Origin of the sequence: Parabacteroides sp. CAG:2 (assembly GCF_000436315.1) — a bacterium.
Taxonomy (GTDB): domain Bacteria; phylum Bacteroidota; class Bacteroidia; order Bacteroidales; family Tannerellaceae; genus Parabacteroides; species Parabacteroides distasonis.
This window is the reverse complement of sequence record NZ_FR885323.1, coordinates 57555-78959: the sequence shown is the minus strand read 5'-3', so window position 1 is coordinate 78959 and position 21405 is coordinate 57555. Positions and strand designations below refer to the sequence as shown.

The following is a 21405-nucleotide window of genomic DNA, read 5'->3' as shown; positions in this document are numbered from 1 at the left end:
TAACTTCGCGGACGACTAGTCTAAACGAACGTTTAAACCAGTCATTTTTACATTTATTATACTATTGAGTATGATAAAAACCATACCTTTACTCCCCCAAAGAAAGAATGCAGAAACCATGAAACTACAAATCATCGATACCGGCTACTTCTACGCCGACGGAGGCGCCATGTTCGGGGCCATTCCTAAAAGCGCTTGGAGCCGTCGCTATCCGAGCGACGAGACAAATGGTTGCGTGCTAGCCATGCGTAGCCTTGTCATAAAAACAGATGACGGACGCATCGTCCTAGTAGATAACGGAGCGGGAAATAAACACTTAAAACAACTAAGTTATTACCGCTTCTTCAACTTGGTAGACCTCGGCACGGAACTACGAAACCGGGGAATTCAACCGGAGGAAATCACGGATGTTGTCCTCACCCATCTCCATTTCGATCATTGCGGTTATACCACGCAAAAGGATGAATCTACCGGACATTTATTTCTCTCATTCCCAAATGCGAACCACTGGGTTAGCCGCAAGCAATGGGAGAATTTCCTTCATCCGAACGCCTTGGAGAAAGATTCCTATTTTATCGAGAATATGCAAGCCGTCGCGGATGCTAATTCCTTACGGCTGCTAGATGCCGACACTTCGATTTGCCCCACGATAGAGCTACGCTTGTATGATGGGCACACTCCGGGGCAAATTGTTCCCTATATCCATACGGAAGATCGGACTTTTGTCTTTGCCGGAGATGTTATCCCCCTTGTAGCCAGCGTATCCCCGGAATGGATCTCCGCTTACGACACGTATCCGGTCACGTCATACAACGAGAAACTGCGCATGCTTGCCGAAGCCGCCGAAAAAAGGCAAGCGCTCATCTACTGCCATGACGCTTACATCCGCTGCACAACCGTAAAACGTGTGAATACATATTATAAGAAGGACAAGGAAATACCTCTCAAGAAGACGTTTCTTTTCCCTTAGTCCCTAGCCCTTTTCCCTTTAGACCTTAGGTGTTTCTTCCATATTCCTTAGACATTTCTTATAGAAGTATTCATCATCCAACAGCCGTTGCATGATCGTCCACCAACTGTTGGATGATCATGCAACAGCTGGTGGACGATCATGCACCAGTTGATAAATAGTCTATATATATAGACAAAATCCCTAAGGTTATCGCATCAAAAGTGTAAAAGCATTAGATAAAACGGCTAATTCTATTTATCTTTGGGCGGTGATACTGAATCAATTATTGTTTTACATTCTAAACTCTAAACACATGAACAGCCTAAGCAAACTAGCGCTCGTCCTGACATTTTGCACGGGAATGATCGCTTGCTCCGGTGGTAAGGCCGTAAAAGGAGATTACGGAGTAGTGCCTTTGCCACAAGAAGTAACATTGACGAACGGAAATCCTTTCGTCCTAAGTCCATCCACGAAGATATTTTATCCGGAGGGCAATGATAAGATGAAGAAGAACGCCGAGTTCCTCGCTTCTTATATCAAGGAAATCACGGGCTATGAATTAGCAACCGCTACCGGCCAGCCCGGTAAGGGGATCAGCCTCGTTATCGACCAAAGCATCCAGAATCCGGAAGGATATCAACTGACCGTTAGCGATAACGGGATACGGATCGCCGGAAGCACGGATGCCGGCGTATTTTATGGTATCCAGACATTACGTAAATCGATCCCGGCCACGGCCCAAGGGATGAACGTAGAATTACCGGCAGCTACCATCAACGACTATCCCCGTTTTGCCTATAGAGGCATGATGCTGGATGTCAGCCGCCATTTCTTCCCCGTGGATTCGGTAAAAACGTATCTCGATATCCTTGCCTTGCACAACCAAAATACGTTCCACTGGCATCTGTCCGATGACCAAGGTTGGCGTATCGAGATCAAGAAATATCCGGAATTGACACAGATCGGATCTAAACGTAAGGAAACCGTGATCGGCCATAACTCCGGAACATATGACGGAAAGGAATACGGGGGCTTCTATACACAAGACCAGATTCGCGATGTCATCAACTATGCCGCCGAACGCCATATCACGATCATCCCGGAAATCGATATGCCGGGACATCAATTGGCAGCCTTGGCTACTTACCCGGAACTGGGATGCACCGGGGGCCCTTATGACGTATGGGGCCAATGGGGAGTAGCCGACGACGTGATCTGCGCCGGAAACGAGAAATCCATGCAATTCCTAGAAGACGTATTGAGCGAGGTCATCGATCTTTTCCCGTCCGAATATATCCATGTAGGTGGTGATGAGTGCCCGAAGGTACGTTGGGAGAAATGCCCGAAATGCCAAGCTCGCATCAAGGCGGAAGGTATCAAGGGAGATAAGAAGCATTCCGCCGAGGAATATTTGCAAAGCTACGTGATCTCCCGCATGGAGAAATTCGTGGAGAGCAAAGGACGCCATATCATCGGCTGGGACGAGATCCTAGAAGGAGGCTTGGCCCCGAATGCCACGGTAATGAGCTGGAGAGGCATGGATGGAGGTATCGAGGCCGCCAAGCAAAAGCATAACGTAGTCATGACACCGAATACATATGTATATCTGGATTACTATCAATCAGCGGATACGGATCTTGAGCCCGATGCTATCGGTGGTTACTTGCCGTTAGAGAAAGTATATTCTTTTGAGCCGACAGCCGGTATCTCTCCTGAAGACCAGAAGTACGTGATCGGGGCGCAAGCCAACCTCTGGACGGAATATATCCCGACCTTCTCACAGGTAGAATACATGATCATGCCCCGTATCGATGCCGTAGCCGATATCCAGTGGAGCGATCCGTCCAAGAAAGATTATCAGACGTTCCTGCCCCGTGTGGCCCGCATGACACAACTTTACGATCGCTTGGGATATAATTACGGAAAGCATATCTTCGATATTAACGCCTCCCTGACCACCAATACGGAGAACGGAACACTCGACATAGCCTTGACGAAGTTGGGTGAAGGAGATATCTATTATACGGTAGACGGTAGCGATCCTACGATCGCCAGCATCAAGTATGAAGGCCCGGTACAGATCAACCAAGATTGCGAATTCAAGGCGATCGTTGTCCGTCCGAACGGTACGAGCCGCATCTTCTCAGAAGATATCTTCTTCAATAAAGCGACGATGAAGCCCATCACCTTGAAAGAGCAACCCAGCAAAGGATACGTTTTCAACGGGGCACAGGTATTGGTAGACGGCTTACGTGGAGGTAGTAATTACAAGACCGGCCATTGGCTGGGTTTCCAAGGAAAAGACCTTGACGCCACGATCGATCTAAAGGAACCAACCGAAATCCAGAAGGTATCTTTCAACACAAACGTGGTGAAAGGTGACTGGATCATGGGAGCCTCCGCCGTAACCGTAAAGGTATCCGATGATGGCAAGAATTTCAAGGAAGTAGCTTCCAAGAAAATCCCAGAGCTAACCCAAAACGACAAGGACGGTTTATATCCCCAAGAGATATCCTTCGCCCCGGTAAAGGCCCGCTATGTCGAGGTTATCATCAACAGCAGCAAACTACCAAAATGGCACGGTGGCGCCGGAAGTCCCGCATTCTTGTTCGTAGATGAGATAGAAATCTTATAAGATAATGATACAGCGAGATGGCTGAGAGATACCTGCCATCTCGCTTTCTTATTTTAAACTAAATAACAAATATCATGATAAACAAAAACATCTTAATTCTTTCAGCCCTATGCTCCTGTTGCTCACTATGGGCGGATGAGGTTGTCGTGCGGCATTATAATTACGCCGGCCCTTACGAGGTGAAGAAACCCTTCTTGGCAGATAGCTTGGATGTAAACAGTAAGAGATTCTCTGACAAGGAACTATTGAACACGACCGTTCCTTTCTGCAACCTTTCCCAAAGCGGACAAACCCTTGACGCAGCGTCTTCCGGAGAGCTGACCTTGCCAACCTCGGCCTGTTCCTACGCGCTACATTTGGTTTCCTTCTACCTGAATAGTGACCGCTATACAAAAGGCACCTTAAGGATCAATGGCCCTGAGATTTCAGAAGTCTACGTGGATGGACAACTCACAAAACTAACCCAAGGAGAAGCCTCGTTGACCTTGGAGCCGCGACGCTATGAAATCGTAATTAAATATTTATCTGAGAGCCACAAAGAGAATGCCTTAAAAGCCTCATTCAACCCGGAAAAAGACGCGGTGGTAACCGCGACCGTCAATCCGGAGAAACGTTATACATTAAGTGATGTATTTGATGGTAAACGCATCCAATCCGCCAGCCTGTCCCCGAATGGAAAATTCATTATCGTCTCCTATCAAGAAACCTATCCCGGCGGAAAGCAGTCCTCATTTACCCAGATACTAGACAAGGCTACCGGTTCCGTATTAGTTGAGAACGGACAGAGCTTACGCTGGATGCCTAAAAGCAATCTGGCCTATTACACCCGGAAAGGGATGAAAGGCACGGAATTGGTGACCTTAGACCCTACCAGTAAAAAGGAGAACATCCTTTCCAGCCAATTGCCTGAAGGTTCTTTCAGCTTCGGGCCTACCGAAGACTATCTATTATTCTCCATACGGGAGAAAGGACCGCAAGAACGAAAAGAGATCCAAGAGATACTGGTGCCGGATGATCGCCAACCGGGATGGAGAAACCGTATGTTTATCCATAAATATGACCTGCGAACCGGATTGTTCCAACGGCTCACCTATGGACATACTTCTACTTACATCAACGATGTATCTCAAGACGGCCACTATCTGCTATTCAGTCGCAGGGAACCGAATTTAACGGAGCGCCCTTTCTCACGTACATATATATATAAGATGGATCTACGAACCATGCATGTGGATACCCTTATAAAAGGTGAGAAATTCGTAAGCCGTGCCGTTTTCTCCCCGGATGCCACCCAATTACTCGTTGACGCGTCTGGAGAGGCTTTCGATGGTATCGGATTAAAGATCAAAGAAGGACAGACATCGAATACGAGCGACGGGCAATTATTCCTATACAATATAGCAGATAAAAGTATAAAGCCGCTTACGAAAGATTTTGCCCCCTCTGTCGATTCCTACGAGTGGAACGCCCTCGATAAACAAATCTATATCACGGCGAAAGATAAGGACCGTGTTCGCATGTATAGTCTAAACCCGTCCAACGGAAAGATTAAGCAACTTCAAGCCAAGGAAGATGTCATCTCCGATTACTCCATCGCCAATCAAGCTTTCGAAATGGTTTATTTCGGATTAAGCGCTTCCAATTCCCAAAGGCTTTATACCTATAACCTGAAAAACGACGCCTCTTCCTGCTTGATCGATCTCTCCAAAGAGATCTTGAGAGACGTCACTTTAGGAGAAGTGCAAGATTGGAATTTCGTTTCCGCCCAAGGGGATACGATTTACGGCCGCTTCTATCTCCCTCCTCATTTTGACGCAACTAAGAAATATCCGATGATCGTGAATTATTACGGAGGAACAACTCCTACGGCCCGGGTGATGGAAAGCCGTTATCCTTCGCATGTATACGCCGGCTTAGGGTACATCGTCTACATCATACAGCCCAGTGGAGCGACTGGATTCGGCCAAGAGTTCTCCGCACGCCATGTCAACGCATGGGGTAAACTTACCGCTGACGAGATCATCGAAGGCACGAAAAAGTTCTGTGAGGAGCATCCTTTTGTCAACACGAAGAAAATCGGTTGCATGGGGGCTTCATACGGAGGTTTCATGACTCAATACCTACAAACAAAAACAGATATATTCGCGGCGGCCATGTCTCATGCGGGAATCAGCGACATCACCAGCTATTGGGGAGAAGGTTACTGGGGATATTCATACAGCTCGTTGGCTAGCGCTAACAGTTATCCATGGAATGCCCGGGATATGTACACTTTACAAAGTCCGCTGTTTAACGCAGACAAGATCAATACCCCGATCTTGTTCTTACATGGAACCGCAGACACGAATGTTCCGATTGGAGAGAGCATCCAGATGTTTACCGCATTAAAATTATTGGGTAAGCCTACAGCGTTTGTCCAGGTAGAAGGAGAGAACCACCATATACTGGATTATGAGAAACGTATCTTGTGGAATAACACAATTTACGCATGGTTCGCTAAGTGGTTGAAAGATCAACCGGAGTGGTGGGACGCATTATATCCTCCGAAAAGCCTATAAAAATCAAAATAGGTCACTCTATTCACATATATCTAAAGAGTATCTTTATTAGATACTCTTTTTTTATTTAAATACATTAGATAGTATTTATGAAACACCTTAGTCTCCGAAGAACTAAATCACTTTTCCGTTCAATATTTATTAATTATTATAAATATCTTAATAAATTATAGAACATGCAACCTATGTAAACATCTGTTATGTCTAATTGTACTATTTACAGCAAGCATTTTATTTTAATGGCTGTACGGCAAATATAAAGATATATTTGCAATAAACAAACATATTGACAATAAAAATAAACTTACACGGAACTTTGTCAATACGGATTATTTTAAGTTATATGTTAATTTAATACATTCTAGTATTAATATATAGTATTAATATGCAAATTATTTTTAACTCAATCCCGCATCAATGCTAGGAAGTAACACCAAAGTACCTTACCCTCATGAAGTTCTTCGGAAACTAAGTCAATCGACTAAGTGGCAACAATTGATTACAATGATCTATTTATTAACAAATTAAACAAAAAGTATGTGTCTATGAAAAGGTTGACTTATCTATTACTATGCTTGTTCGCAAGTATAGCGTTCGCAACGGCTCAGACCACGAAGGTGACCGGTACGGTTATCTCGGCGGAAGACGATGGACCTATCATTGGAGCCTCTATCGTAGTAGCTGGTACTACTACCGGTACTGTAACGGATTACAACGGAGCGTTCACCTTGGATGTTCCTTCTAACGCGAAAAAGCTAATCGTTTCCTACATCGGTATGAAATCTGTGGAAGTGGCAGTAAAACCAATCATTAAAGTCACGATGGAGTCCGACTCTCAGAACTTGGATGAAGTCGTGGTTGTCGGTTACGGAACTCAAAGAAAAAAGGATGTGACGAGTGCCATATCTAAAGTAGGAGGTGAAGACTTAAGCAACTTGGCAACAGCGTCTTTCGACTCTCAATTAGCTGGACGTGCCGCTGGTGTACAGGTTACGACTCCTAGTGGCGTATTGGGAAGCGGTCCTCAATTCAAGATCCGTGGTATGAGTACGATCAGTTCTAACTCTCAGCCGTTATTCATCGTAGATGGCATGCCGATCGCCACCGGTGATAACGCCGATGGAAAAACCGGCTTAGGAATGGCTTACGCTTCTTACAATGCGATGTCTGATATTAACCCGAATGACATCGAATCCATTGAAATATTGAAAGACGGTGCGGCTACAGCTATCTATGGCTCCCGTGCGGCAAATGGAGTTGTATTGATCACAACTAAAAAAGGCTCCAAGGGACGTACTCAAGTAACTTACGATGGCTATGTAAGCGCAGCCAGCGCAGCTAAATTGCATGATCTTCTGGGAGCGAAAGATTTCGTGACTATCGCTAACGAGAAATACGAGAACTGGGGAATGAAAGGACAGGCTGTTTACGATCCGAACGGACCGGACACAAACTGGAATGATTATATTTTCCGTACAGGTTTCCAGCACAATCATAGCTTATCCGCCAGTGGTGGTACGGATAAAAGCCAATATTATGTATCATTAGGTTTCACGGAACAAGAAGGTATCATTCGCGCCAATGACTTAAACCGTTTGAGCTTAAAGGCAGATTTGACACAACAAGCGACAAAATGGTTACGCATCGGATTAAATGGCCAGATGACCCGTACCCGGGTTAATGGTGTCATGAATGACGAGAATTCATTGGGTGGCGTAGGTTTCGCCGGCACTCGTATGCTTCCAAACGTATCTGTATTCAATCCGGATGATCCTACTGGTTACAATATCGACGCTGAAAACCGTAAGACATTAGGTCGCGGAAGCAACCTTTCCTATATTGATAATGGTATCCAGAATATCGTCTGGGCATTAGACAATAACGTAAACCGTACGACCAATACCCGTGTATTAGGTGGTGGATGGGCTGAAATCACATTCATGGACGGATTGACTTTAAAGACACAAGCTGGCTTAGACATCTCGAATGTTAAAGATTTCATGGTATGGAACCCGGAATCAGGAGACGGATACGGCTATGGCGGCTTATTGGAAGAAATCAATACCACATACACGAACTGGAACTGGCAAAACGTAATCAACTTTAACCGTACATTCAATGATGTACATAATCTGACGGCGACAGCGGTACAAGAGTACACCCATCAAGAATATGAATATACGGACGCAACCGTGCAACAAATATCCGATGCTTTCTTCACCGACCATATCATTTCCAACACATTTGGTGAGAGATTCGTATCTGGAGGTAAAACGTTTATGGGATTAGCCTCCTATATGTTCCGTGCGAATTACAACTATGATAGTAAATATTATATCGGAGCCTCCGTCCGCACAGACGGCTTATCCAGCCTTCCGAAAGACACCCGCTGGGGTACATTCTGGGGAGGATCAGCCGCTTGGCGTATCTCTCGCGAAAAATTCTGGAGCGAATCAACTATTAATGATTGGTTTAACGACTTACGTATCCGTGCCAGCTACGCTACAATCGGAAACTCTGACCTAGGGAATTATTTCCCTTATCTGGGAACTTACGGGGCGAAGAAAGCAGGATCGAATACAGCTATCGCTTGGAACCGTATGGGTAACAGCCAGCTTAAATGGGAAACAACCGAGACTTTCGATATCGGATTGGATGGCTCTTTCTTTAATAACCGCCTGACATTCGAGCTAGCTTATTGGCAAAAGAACTCCAAAGACTTGGTGTTGGAAGTTCCTACAGCACCTACCGCTGGTATTCCTTACAACTCATATTTTGATAATATCGGTAAGATCAAGAACTCCGGTATGGAATTGACAGTTAACGCTACAATCATCGCTACCAAAGATTGGAACTGGCAAACTAATTTCAACTTCTCCACAGCTAAGAACACGGTGAAGAGCTTATACGGCGGAACAGACATCGTAGACAATTACACAATCATTCGTGAAGGAGAGTCATATAGATCTTTATATGGATATGATTATTACGGCGTAAACGCCGCAAACGGTAATCCGATCTGGAGTAAGGCGGACGGTTCATTAGTGCAATTCGACACATTCGGCTCTTACGACTATGCGGAATATGATCCTTCCAACCCTTCGGATGTCTCCAAGGCTTCTTCCTTGGACGCTAGCGACCGTAAGGTATTAGGTTCATCTATGCCTACTTGGTACGGAGGTTGGAATAATACAGTTTCTTACAAGAATTTCGATTTAAATGTATTCTTCCGCTTCTCCGGAGGTAATAAGATCATGAACGCTTCTCGTCAAAGCGCATTGTTCAATATGGATTTCTCCAACAATGGAACAGAAATCTTAGGCCGCTGGATTTCTCCAGAGCAACCGGGTGACGGCATGACTCCAAAAATCGGTTATGGAGACGCCTCTTCCTTATTCAATGATGGATATACGGATTCACACTTCGTTGAGAGCGGCAATTACCTAAAACTATCGACGTTAGCTTTAGGCTATACACTACCGAAGGCGGTCGTATCCAAACTGAACATGACAAAGATTCGTTTCTATGTTCAAGGACAGAACTTACTCACTATCACAGGTTATTCCGGATTGGATCCTGAGACAAACTCTCGTTTAGGTGTAGATTGGAACGGTATGCCACAGCAACGTTCATTCACTTTTGGAGCGAACATTACATTCTAATTTCACAAACTAAGAAAAGTTACAATTATGTTATACAAGAAATTATATAAAAACATTTCAGTAGTAGCGTTAGGGACAGCCCTGTTCTCGCTACCCGTGTTCACCGCCTGCGAAAGCGACGTCGTAGACCTTGAACCTGTTGACAAATTCTCCGAGCTTACGGCATACGGGACAGAAGAACGTTGCGAGTTAGCCGTAGTCGGAGCTTACGATGCCGCACAATGTGGTATGTACGTAGATCCGAATGACTTTGGGTGGGCACGCGGTTATCCTTTTGGAGCGGCCAGTATATTGCAAGGCGAAATGCGCGGTGAAGATATGAACCTAACCGCCCAATTCTATGATTATACCTATTCCGCAACCTATAACTTGACTACCGCTAATAACGTGGCGATGTGGGAAACCTCTTTCGAGGCTATTAACCGCTATAATACGGTATACGCAGGTATAGAAGGCGCGGTAGCGGCGGGTGTCATAACCGAAGAGAAAGGGAATCAGTACAAAGGAGAATGCCTGTTCTTACGTGCGTTAACCTATCACAACTTGATGATCCATTATGCCCTGCCCTACAACGTAGAAGGTAACAATAACTACGGTATGCCTATTTACACGAAAGCCGTAAACGACCCCAGCCAACTCGCTGAGCAACAAAGCATAGGCCGTTCTACCGTTAAGGAGACTTACGATCAGATATTAAGCGACCTGAATAATGCGGAAAGCATGCTTCCGGACATTATTGATGCTGATAAGATCGGACGTGCGAGCAAAGGTGCCGCCATCGCATTGAAAACGCGCGTATATTTACATATGCGTGATTGGAACAATGTAGTTACTGAAGCTAAGAAACTGGAAGGCGGACGTTTCATTCTGGAAACCAATCCTGCCACTCCTTTCGTTTCTTACAAAGACAATCAGGAATCTATATTCTCCATTCCGAATGACTCTCAAGATAACGCATCTGTAAATGGAGCTATGTCCGCTATGATGTCTGCCCGTGAAGGTGGCCGTGCGATGTGCCCGACATCCCCTACCCTTTACAACTCCAAATTCTGGAAAGGGGATGACAAGCGTCGTAACCTCGTCCTTTATCGTGCGTCTGACGATTATTACTTCTGTGATAAATACCAGAATCCCCAAACACGTGAAGAGTACGCCCCGATCCTGCGCTATGCCGAGGTATTGCTAAACGAGGCCGAGGCTGCCGCACGTGCGGGAGACAAGACTCTCGCATTGGAGAAATTGAATCAAGTAAGAGACCGTTCTTTGGCCGACCCCGCTACACAGACGTATAAGGCAAGCGATTTCGCCAACACGAAAGCACTGGTGGAAGCTATCCTTTGGGAGCGTCGCATTGAGTTCCAAGGTGAAGGTCGCCGTTGGGAAGACATTCATCGTTTAGCGGCTGACGACTTGCTGCCGTCCGGTGGTATTCCCGCTAAAATCGAATATAACAATGTGAAGAACCAAGGCGCATTCGTTGTTGGTGGAGAAGTGAAAGCTGAATGGTTCGGCAACAGCAAACAGTTCATCCCGTACACGGATAAACGCTTTATTTGGCCGATTCCATTGAATGATATATTAAGAAACCCCACGCTAGCCGCACAACAGAACGCAGGCTGGTAGAATATAGACACACTCTTATTTTTTACTATGCAGGGGACATGAGAGGGCGAGACCGGGAGGTTCCGCCCTCTTTTCTTTTAAAACGTATTGACATAATAATTCACGGGAAATCATTATCTTTGCACTCTCTAAAAGAGGCTTATTCGTTATTTCGTGATAAATACTAATAAATCAACGATATGATTCTATTCTTTCAATCTTCAACAAAGACGGTGCTGGCTGTAGAGGCCGCGCACGCTTTCTCTCCTGAAGACACTCAAAAACTGGTTTGGTTGTTTAGCGAGGCGACTCCTGTTCAATCAGAAACATTGGAAGGCTGGTACGTAGGGCCACGCCGGGAAATGATTACCCCGTGGAGTACGAACGCCGTTGAAATTACCCAGAACATGGGCCTGACCGGTATTTCCCGTATTGAGGAATATTTTCCTGTTTCTTCTGGCGACACAGATCACGATCCGATGTTGCAACGTATCTACAATGGCTTGAATCAGGAGATCTTCACGATCAGTAAAAAACCGGATCCTATTGTCTACATTGAGGATTTGGAAGTGTACAACCAACAAGAGGGCTTGGCTCTAAGCCAAGAGGAGATCGCTTACTTGAACGAGGTAAGCCAGAAGTTGGGACGTAAGTTGACCGATAGCGAGGTGTTCGGTTTCTCCCAAGTAAACTCGGAACACTGCCGACATAAAATATTCGGAGGTGTATTCATCATCGACGGCGAGGAAAAAGAAAGTTCCTTGTTCAACTTGATCAAGAAAACTTCCGCCGAGAACCCTAATAAATTGGTTTCCGCTTATAAAGATAACGTAGCGTTCAATGAAGGACCGACGGTAGAGCAATTCGCTCCCCTATCCGGTGACAAACCCGATTTCTTCGCCGTAAAAGATATCAAGACGGTTATCTCCTTGAAAGCCGAGACGCATAACTTCCCGACAACCGTTGAGCCGTTCAACGGTGCCGCTACCGGAACAGGTGGTGAGATTCGTGACCGTCTGGGCGGTGGTAAGGCATCCTTGCCGATAGCGGGAACAGCGGTCTATATGACCTCTTACCCTCGTACGGAAGGCGCTCGCGAATGGGAGAAAGTCCTAGACCCTCGTCCTTGGTTATACCAGACTCCGGAGCAGATCTTGATCAAGGCTTCCAATGGCGCTTCCGATTTCGGTAATAAATTTGGCCAGCCGCTTATCTGTGGTTCTTTATTGACTTTCGAGCACACGGAGAACGATAAGAAATACGCTTACGACAAAGTAATCATGCTTGCCGGCGGTGTAGGTTTCGCAAATATGCGTGATGCCTTGAAGGGCGATCCGGAACCGGGCGAGAAAGTGGTTGTGATCGGTGGCGATAACTACCGTATCGGTATGGGTGGTGGAGCCGTCTCTTCCGTAAACACGGGGCAATATACAAGCGGTATCGAGTTGAACGCCGTACAGCGTGCCAACCCGGAAATGCAGAAACGTGCGGCTAACGTGATCCGTGCGATCGCCGAGTCTGACGAGAACCCGATCGTCTCTATCCATGACCATGGTGCGGGTGGACACCTCAACTGCTTGTCTGAGTTGGTGGAGGCTACCGGCGGACACATCGATATGAGCAAATTGCCGATTGGTGACCCGACTCTCTCAGCGAAGGAGATCGTAGGAAACGAGAGCCAAGAGCGCATGGGCTTATTGATGAAAGAAGAAGATGTAGCCCGTGTAAAACGTATCGCGGATCGTGAACGTGCCCCGATGTATGTGGTAGGCGAGACTACTAACGACATGAAGTTTGTCTTCGAACAAGCGGACGGCGTAAAACCTATCGATATCAAGCTGGAATATATGTTCGGTAAACCGCCTAGAACGGTTATGACAGACCATACGGTCACTGAATCTTATCAACCGGTTGTTTACAAAGAATCCGAACTTCACCATTATTTGGAGAACGTACTTCAATTGGAGGCCGTAGCCTGCAAGGATTGGTTAACAAACAAAGTAGACCGTTCCGTAACCGGTAAGATCGCCCGCCAGCAATGTCAAGGTGAATTACAATTGCCGTTGAGCGACTTAGGTGCCGTAGCGTTGGATTACCGCGGGAAAGCTGGTATCGCAACTTCTATCGGTCACGCTCCCCAGGTAGCCATGGTTGATCCGGCCGCCGGTTCCGTTATGGCAATCGCCGAGTCATTGACCAATATCGTATTCGCTCCGCTGACAGATAAGTTGGAGAGCGTATCCTTAAGTGCCAACTGGATGTGGCCGTGCCGTAACGAAGGTGAGGATGCCCGTCTGTACACAGCCGTACAAGCCGCTTCCGACTTCGCTTGCAGCTTAGGTATTAATATCCCGACCGGTAAGGACTCCTTATCCATGACGCAGAAATATGGCGACGATAAGGTGATCGCCCCGGGTACGGTGATTATCTCCGCAGGTGCAGAGGTTAGCGATATCAAGAAAATCGTCTCCCCGGTAGTAGCTCAAGACAAGAATACATACATTTATTATATAGACTTCTCTTTCGATACCTTGAAGTTGGGTGGTTCCGCTTTCGCTCAAGCTTTGAACAAGCTGGGTAATGAGGTTCCGACCGTGAAAGATCCGGAATACTTCCGTGACGCTTTCAACGCCGTACAAGATGCGATCGAGAAGAGACTCATCCTTGCCGGACACGATATCTCAGCGGGAGGTATGATCACCGCCCTGTTAGAGATGTGCTTCGCCAACGTAGAGGGTGGTTTGGATGTCAACTTGGATAAGATCTCCGAGAGCGATATCGTGAAGATCCTGTTTGCCGAGAATCCGGGTATCTTGGTTCAGGTAAAGGACAAGAAGGCATTCGAAAAGTTGATGGAAGAAGCTGGCGTAGGTTTCGCCATCATCGCCAAACCGACCGACGAGCGCCATGTATTGGTATCGAAAGACGGCATCCAATATCACTTCGGCATCGACTATATGCGTGACGTATGGTACGAATCTTCTTATAAACTGGATGTAAAGCAGAGCGGAAGCGTTTGTGCCGGAAACCGTTTCGAGAACTATAAGATGCAGCCCGTACAGTACAAGTTCCACAAGGACTTTACCGGAAAGCTTTCTTCTTACGGACTCTCAGCCGAACGCCGCGCTCCGAACGGCATCAAGGCTGCGGTAATCCGTGAGAAGGGTACGCAATGCGAGCGTGAGACAGCTTACGCCTTGTATCTGGCAGGTTTCGACGTGAAGGATGTCCATATGACGGACTTGGCTAGCGGACGTGAGACTTTGGAGGATGTAAACTTCATCGTATTCTGCGGTGGTTTCTCCAACTCCGACGTATTAGGTTCCGCCAAGGGCTGGGCCGGCGGTTTCTTGTATAACGAGAAAGCCAAGAAAGCGATCGACAACTATTACGCACGTAAAGATACGTTGAGCATGGGTATCTGTAACGGTTGCCAGTTGATGGCCGAGTTAGGCTTGGTTTATCCGGAGCACGAGAAAAAGCATAAGATGGTTCACAATGATTCCCATAAGTTCGAGTCTAACTTCGTTAGCTTGGAGATCCCGAAAAACAACTCCGTAATGTTCGGCTCCTTGAGTGGCACGAAGTTGGGTGTATGGGTAGCTCACGGTGAAGGTAAGTTCGAGTTCCCGTACGAGGAGAAGGAGTACAACATCATCGCTAAATACAACTACGATGGCTATCCCGCCAACCCGAACGGTTCTCCTTGGTCCGTTGCCGGTGTTTGCTCAAAGGACGGCCGCCATTTAGCCATGATGCCTCACCCCGAACGTGCGATCTTCCCTTGGCAGTGCGGTTATTACCCCGCCGACCGTAAGGAGAACGACGAGGTCACTCCATGGATCGAGGCGTTCGTGAACGCTCGCAAGTGGATCGAGAATAATAAGTAAAAATAACAGGGGTTGTTTTTAAGGTTCAAAGAACGCTAAAAACAACCCCTGTTTCTATATCTCCTTAAAGTTTCTTGGTAACCGCCTTTTGATTGAACTCATCCACACGGCAGAATAGACTTTACAACGAATCCACGATTTTAATATCCAAGCCGGTACAGGGGATTATCGGTAACTATTACTTTATACAACCGTAATATCCCTGCAACACCCCGCTAATATCTTTGCCTCCGAAATTAATAGACACAGAATTTAATAGAAGAATCATGGAAAGGTTATTTAAAATCAGAATCTTTACGGTTATGTTCTTTTTAGCCGTAGCTTCTATAGCAGCGAACGCTAAAGAAAGTAAGAAGGAAGGTGACAATTATCATGCGAAGCAAATCCTCATCGTAGGTTTGCACGATAACGTGAAATCAAACTATTTCTACAATGGGATGATCGCCGAAGAGACCGGTATGAAAGCGGATAGTATCGACCAAACGTATAATACGATCATCGCCGAGAATATCGCCGCATCCGTAAAGAACGGAGATTGTAAGTTTATTCCGGCAAACGCTACACAAGTGACCGGACAGGTACTGAATGAGATCAAGGTGAACGGGGAGAGCGAGGATTGTTATTCCGATCTTTCAGCCGTGCCGACCGAAGAGTTACAAAAGGTATTGGATAATGCCGACGCTGATTATCTGCTGGTATTAAACCAGCATTATCTTAAATGGCAAGACCAACCGTTGCGCACACTTTTCCATATCGTCAGCTATACCCTATTCGATAAAGATAAAAACGAGGTATATCGGGGGAATAACTTCTTTACCTGTATGAATCTTGAGAATCCGGATAAACTCAGAAAGAGCAGCCGCAAGAGTTCATCCAAGATAGCATCTAGCATTATCAAAACTTTGGATGAGGACTAACCTTCTTCTTTATAGACACATTTATAATTTTCTCGTTGAGCCTAATGGATATCCTTCATTAGGCTTTTTTCTTTATTTAAACCTACACACGGATGTAATCTCTTTGCAAAACGGGGCACTTACTTTTGCGCCGTAAAAGATATTTAGGTTTAATTTTAAAAAGATTGTTATGAGGATGTTTAACAAACGCATTACTTGCAGATTACTTGCCTGTTTGTTATTTTTTAATTGCTTACCGGCTCTCCTATTCGCACAAGGAACGCAAGCCATTATCACCGGTACGGTCGTGGATAATAAAGGGGAATCAGTGATCGGAGCCACGATCCAAGTCAAGAATGAATCTACCGGATTCTTCACGGGCTCTATCACGAATGATAAAGGAGAATACACCATCAAGCAGCTTCCGCTAGGTTCTCCTTATACCGTTACAGCTTCTTATATCGGTTATGGGGAACAGAAAAAGACAGGATACGCATTGAACCAAGGGGATATGCTTCGAGTGGATTTCAAGCTAGCGGAGGAATCGGTGGAGATCCAAGCTGTCGAGGTAGTCGCTAATTCCTTGAAGAACATGGTTCCGAAGATCGGAGCGGCAACATCTATCTCCGCTCAAAATATCACGAAGCTTCCGGTAAACGGCCGTAACTTCACCTCCCTGATGGATCTCTCGCCATTGAGTAGCGGAGGAAATATCGCCGGGCAATTATCATCCTCAACGAATTACACCATCGACGGTATGACGGCTAAAGGAACCGTAGCGAGCGGAACGACTTCCGGCGCTTATACGATATCCATGGAAGCCGTCCGCGAGTTTGAGGTGGTAACCAATCAATATGACGTGACCAACGGACGTTCCGGGGGCGGCACCGTGAGCGCTGTCACGAAATCAGGAACCAATACTTTCACCGGAAGTGTATTCGGATTCGGTCGTGCCGATTGGTTATCCAGTTCCTATGATATACGGGGAAATAAATCGACTTCCGACTTCTCTACCTATCAATATGGTTTCTCTTTGGGAGGTCCGATCGTGAAAGACCGTGCGCACTTCTATGTCGTATGGGATCACCAACAGGATTCCCGTCCGATTTATATAGCGGATATCAAGACGGCGGCGGACGAGTCTCGCTATAATGTCACTCAATCTACGCTAGACCGTTATCTGGATATCGCCCGTACTAAATACGGAGTCTCCAATGATCCTCAATTCGGGGAGTTCGGCAAGAAGAAGCAGACGAACGCAGTCTTCGCCCGTATCGACTGGCAGTTGAACGCTACCAACTTGTTAACCATTCGCAATAATTTCATCAACGAGGATAATAAACAGAGCGAGAGCGATAACTCCAGCATCAATCTTTACGAGGTTTGGATCGATCGCAGATCGCATAACAACAGCTTACTCGCTACCTTACGCTCGGTATTAAGCCCGAAACTGACCAATGAGTTGAAGCTTCAACATTTCTTGGTTTACGAGGCCACGACCCCGAACAAGCAATTGCCAAGTTCTAATATTCCGAGAGCAATCGTAGAGAACGTGGAATCTATATCTGGTGACAAGAGCATGTACACTTCCATCCAACTTGGAGGTCAACGCTACGCTCCCGAACATTTCAAGGATAATGTACTTCAATTGGTAGACAATATGTATTATAATACGGACCGCATCAACTATACATTCGGAGCGGACTTCATGTACACCAATATGAAATCACTCTACGGCAGTGAGATGAACGGACGGTTTTATTTCACGGGACTGGATAATTTCGAGAATATGACTCCTTACCGCTATGCCCGGGAAATCGCCTTGGTAGATGATCCTACCGTAAAGATGAATACCTTGAACTCCGCTATCTACGGACAATTACAAACGAAGCTTTTCACCGGATTCGAGGTCATGGCCGGTATCCGTGCGGATTATACCCGCTATTTCAACCACGCGAACTTTAACCAGACCGTTTATGACGAACTAGGCTTACGTACAGACAACGTAATCTCCACCTTCCAGTTGCAACCCCGCATTCAATTCACGTGGGACGTGAATGATAAACATCAAGATATTATCCGCCTTGGCGCCGGTATCTTCGGTTCGGATTTAAACAACTATTCGATGATCAACAATATGCTGTTCGACGGTACGAAGGTAGCGTCCGTGGATATACAAGGCAATTTGGTTCCGACACCGAATTTCCCGGCATACCGAAAAGATCCTTCTACCGCTCCGGGCGTTGATTTATTCAACAACCCGAATATCCAAAAGATCAGCACGATCAATATGAATAGTAAGGATGCCCGTGTACCGGTAGTATATAAGTTGAACGCCAGCTACACGCATTTCTTCTCCGATCGCTTGCGGGTAGGTATCAGTGCTTACGCCAACTGGGCACGCCATAATTATATGTACGTAGACCGTAATATGGTGGATGAGCCTTACTTCCGTATCGCCGCCGAGGGGAATCGTGGCGTGTTCGTCCCCGCCGAGAGTATCAATACCAAGAACGGAGCTACCGACTGGATGCAAGGACGTAAAAGTGATAAGGTAGGCCGTGTGCTGGAATTAATCAGCGATGGAAAAATCAACCAATACGCGTTCGTTGTAGATGGAACTTGGCGTTATTTCAAGGATGGCGAGCTTTCTTTCAGCTATACGTGGAACGATTCCAAGGATAACACCTCTTACAACGGTAACGTAGCGAATACAGCGACCCTAGCCTTGATGGTAAAAGATGATCCTCGTGATTTGAGTACCATGACTTACTCGGACAACCAATTCCGCCATAAGGTCGTATTCTACGGTACGGCTCCTTCTTTCTGGGGAATCAGCGTAGGCTTGCGTTTCTCCGGGATCGGTGGGACCCGTTACTCTTTAGCGGTTAGTGGTAATATGAACGGTGATTTCGTATCATCCAACGACTTGGCTTATATCTATGACCCGAACGATAGTAATACGCCTCAATATCTTCGTGAGGGTATCCAAGCGATCTTGGACAATCCGGAAGCGGAGAAGAGCGTAAAAGATTATATCCGTAAAAACTATGGGAAGGTTGCCGAGCGTAACGGTGGCGTAAATGGCTTCTACGGTACTTTCGATTTGCGCTTGAACAAGAACTTCAAGATCTATAAGACTCATTCCATCGAGGCCTCGATAGACTTTTTCAATTTCCTGAATATGCTGAACAAGGACTGGGGTGCCGGACATAATCTAGGCAAGCAGAATATCTACTCCATCAAGAGTTTTGACGCGGAGAAGAAGCAATACGTATATAACGTAAACAAAAACACGGGTGTATCCAATATGAACGGAAACCCTTGGCAGATTCAAATCGGCGTACGTTATAAATTCTAACTAACATATTCTATATTCAAATCATAAAAAAAATTACGATGAAGAAACAATTCTTATCATTCACGCTTTTACTTGCGTTATCCACTTGGATAGCGCAAGCCGCTACCGTAAGAGGCACTGTATCCGATACGGCAGGCAAACCGCTACAAGGCGTAGTCGTTACGGATGGTTATAATTTCACGCAAACAAATGAGCGGGGAGAATATAGCCTAGATTCGAATCTGGACAAAAGCCGCTTTGTCTACCTCTCCGTACCGGGTGACTATGAGATCGAGCAAACAAAAGGTATACCGGATCTTTTCTATCAGCAACTTGATAAAAGTAAGGAGATCAATGAACATGATTTTACGCTCACCCCTAGGAAACAGCCAATCGACGGGTTTGTCTACTTGGCAATCTCCGATCCTCAGACCATCGACGAACGGCAGATGAAACGTTTCCGTGAAGAGACCATCCCCGACTTGAAGCAGACTATAGAGCGCTACCAAGGAAAAGAGGTCTACGGTATGGCGCTGGGAGACATTACTTGGGATCGCATGGATTTATTCACTCCTTATAAGGAAGCGGTCTCGGTCTTAGGCATCCCGATGTTCTCCGTGATCGGCAATCACGACCACGACTTACGTTACCCGGCCTTATCCAATCAAAAGGTAATCGAGGAGAGCTACGCGGAGCGTATCTACGAGGATCATTTCGGCCCTTACAATTATTCGTTCAATGTCGGGGATGCACATATCATCACCTTAAAAGATATTGATTATTATAAAGACAAGAAATATGACGAACGCTTCGGAAAGGAACAACTGGAATGGCTGAAAAACGACCTGAGTTACGTTAAACCCGGGACACTTGTATTTATCAACGTACATGCCCCGGTATTCAACCAGACGGATAAAGGGGGAGGAAACGCCGAGGACGCTGAGAGCCTGAAAGAGATCGTCAGCCCTTATAATGTCCATATCTTCGCCGGGCATACGCATTTCTTCGAGAACAACCAAGTCACACCGAATCTGTACGAGCATAATATCGGAGCCGCTTGCGGAGCTTGGTGGGCCGGCCATGTAAATCGGTGCGGTGCCCCGAACGGTTATCTGGTCGTTGAGGTGAAAGGGAATGCCGCTACTTGGTATTATAAGGCAACCGGCCATGATTCGGATTATCAATTCAGGGTTTATAGGCCGAATGAGTTCAAATCGCAAGCGGATTACCTAGTGGTGAACGTATGGGATTGGGACCCGACCTACCAAGTTACATGGAGCGAGAACGGCATAGAGAAAGGTCGCATGGAGCAATTCGATGATGAAGACCAAGACTATATCGACATGCACGGAAAACCTTCCGGATATCATACATCGCACTTATTCCGTTGCCACCCTTCAGCCGGAGTCAAAGACGTACAGATCAAGGTTATCAACCGATTTGGCGAGACCTTTACTAAAAATGTAACACTCCCGTAATCAAATCGTAACAAGTGGCATTTACTTTTGTATCGATAAAATGTAGAAAACTCTCATTACATATTAATGTTAGAATCATTACAAAGGAACAAACCAAACCTTATTCCTAACTTTGAACGGCAACTCGGCTTTCGGCGGAAGGCGGTTGCCGTTATTTTTTTGAGGGTATATCCCATTCTTAACGGGAAAAGTTTCGAGTTCATTCGAAACTTTTGTACTTTTACGCAAAAGTTTCGAGTATGGACGATAGATTTAAGACATTAGAGAAGTATAACCTATGGGGTGGAAACGATTTTCCAACAGGCTATAAACGGCAAGATTATTTAGATAGGATATTATCCTACACCGGAAACAGATTAATCAAAGTCTTGGTAGGACAGCGACGTGTAGGG

The 21405-nt window shown here is 46.0% G+C and carries 9 protein-coding genes and 1 pseudogene; all 10 read left to right on the top strand.

From position 1 onward, the window contains the following. Positions 1-118: 118 nt before the first annotated feature. Complete coding sequence (locus QVP94_RS15725; RefSeq protein WP_008773853.1) at positions 119-970, top strand: MBL fold metallo-hydrolase; 852 nt, start codon at positions 119-121, stop codon at positions 968-970. A 295-nt stretch (positions 971-1265) separates the two neighbouring features. Then, positions 1266-3587, top strand: coding sequence for a glycoside hydrolase family 20 protein (locus QVP94_RS15720; RefSeq protein WP_022192957.1), 2322 nt, complete (start codon positions 1266-1268; stop codon positions 3585-3587). 74 nt (positions 3588-3661) lie between these two features. Beyond that, a complete protein-coding gene (locus tag QVP94_RS15715; RefSeq protein ID WP_022192956.1) occupies positions 3662-6145 on the top strand; it encodes a S9 family peptidase in 2484 nt (827 codons plus the stop codon). Positions 6146-6690: 545 nt separating this feature from the next. Next, positions 6691-9807, top strand: coding sequence for a SusC/RagA family TonB-linked outer membrane protein (locus QVP94_RS15710; RefSeq protein ID WP_005861298.1), 3117 nt, complete (start codon positions 6691-6693; stop codon positions 9805-9807). Between the two features lie 27 nt (positions 9808-9834). Beyond that, entirely contained in the window at positions 9835-11430 is a 1596-nt protein-coding gene (locus QVP94_RS15705; RefSeq protein WP_005861296.1) for a RagB/SusD family nutrient uptake outer membrane protein, read from the top strand. Between the two features lie 179 nt (positions 11431-11609). Next, positions 11610-15299, top strand: a complete 3690-nt coding sequence (gene purL / locus QVP94_RS15700; protein WP_022192955.1) for a phosphoribosylformylglycinamidine synthase — start codon at positions 11610-11612, stop codon at positions 15297-15299. Positions 15300-15565: 266 nt separating this feature from the next. Then, positions 15566-16216, top strand: a complete 651-nt coding sequence (locus tag QVP94_RS15695; protein WP_008773859.1) for a hypothetical protein — start codon at positions 15566-15568, stop codon at positions 16214-16216. A 169-nt stretch (positions 16217-16385) separates the two neighbouring features. After that, positions 16386-19556 carry a TonB-dependent receptor gene (locus tag QVP94_RS15690; protein ID WP_022192954.1) on the top strand — a complete coding sequence of 1057 codons (3171 nt, stop codon included), beginning with the start codon at positions 16386-16388 and terminating at the stop codon, positions 19554-19556. Positions 19557-19594: 38 nt separating this feature from the next. Beyond that, positions 19595-21013 (top strand): calcineurin-like phosphoesterase C-terminal domain-containing protein, encoded by a 1419-nt coding sequence (locus tag QVP94_RS15685; protein ID WP_022192953.1) that lies wholly within the window; start codon positions 19595-19597, stop codon positions 21011-21013. Positions 21014-21252: 239 nt separating this feature from the next. Beyond that, positions 21253-21405: pseudogene (locus QVP94_RS15680) on the top strand (ATP-binding protein); the annotation flags it as partial.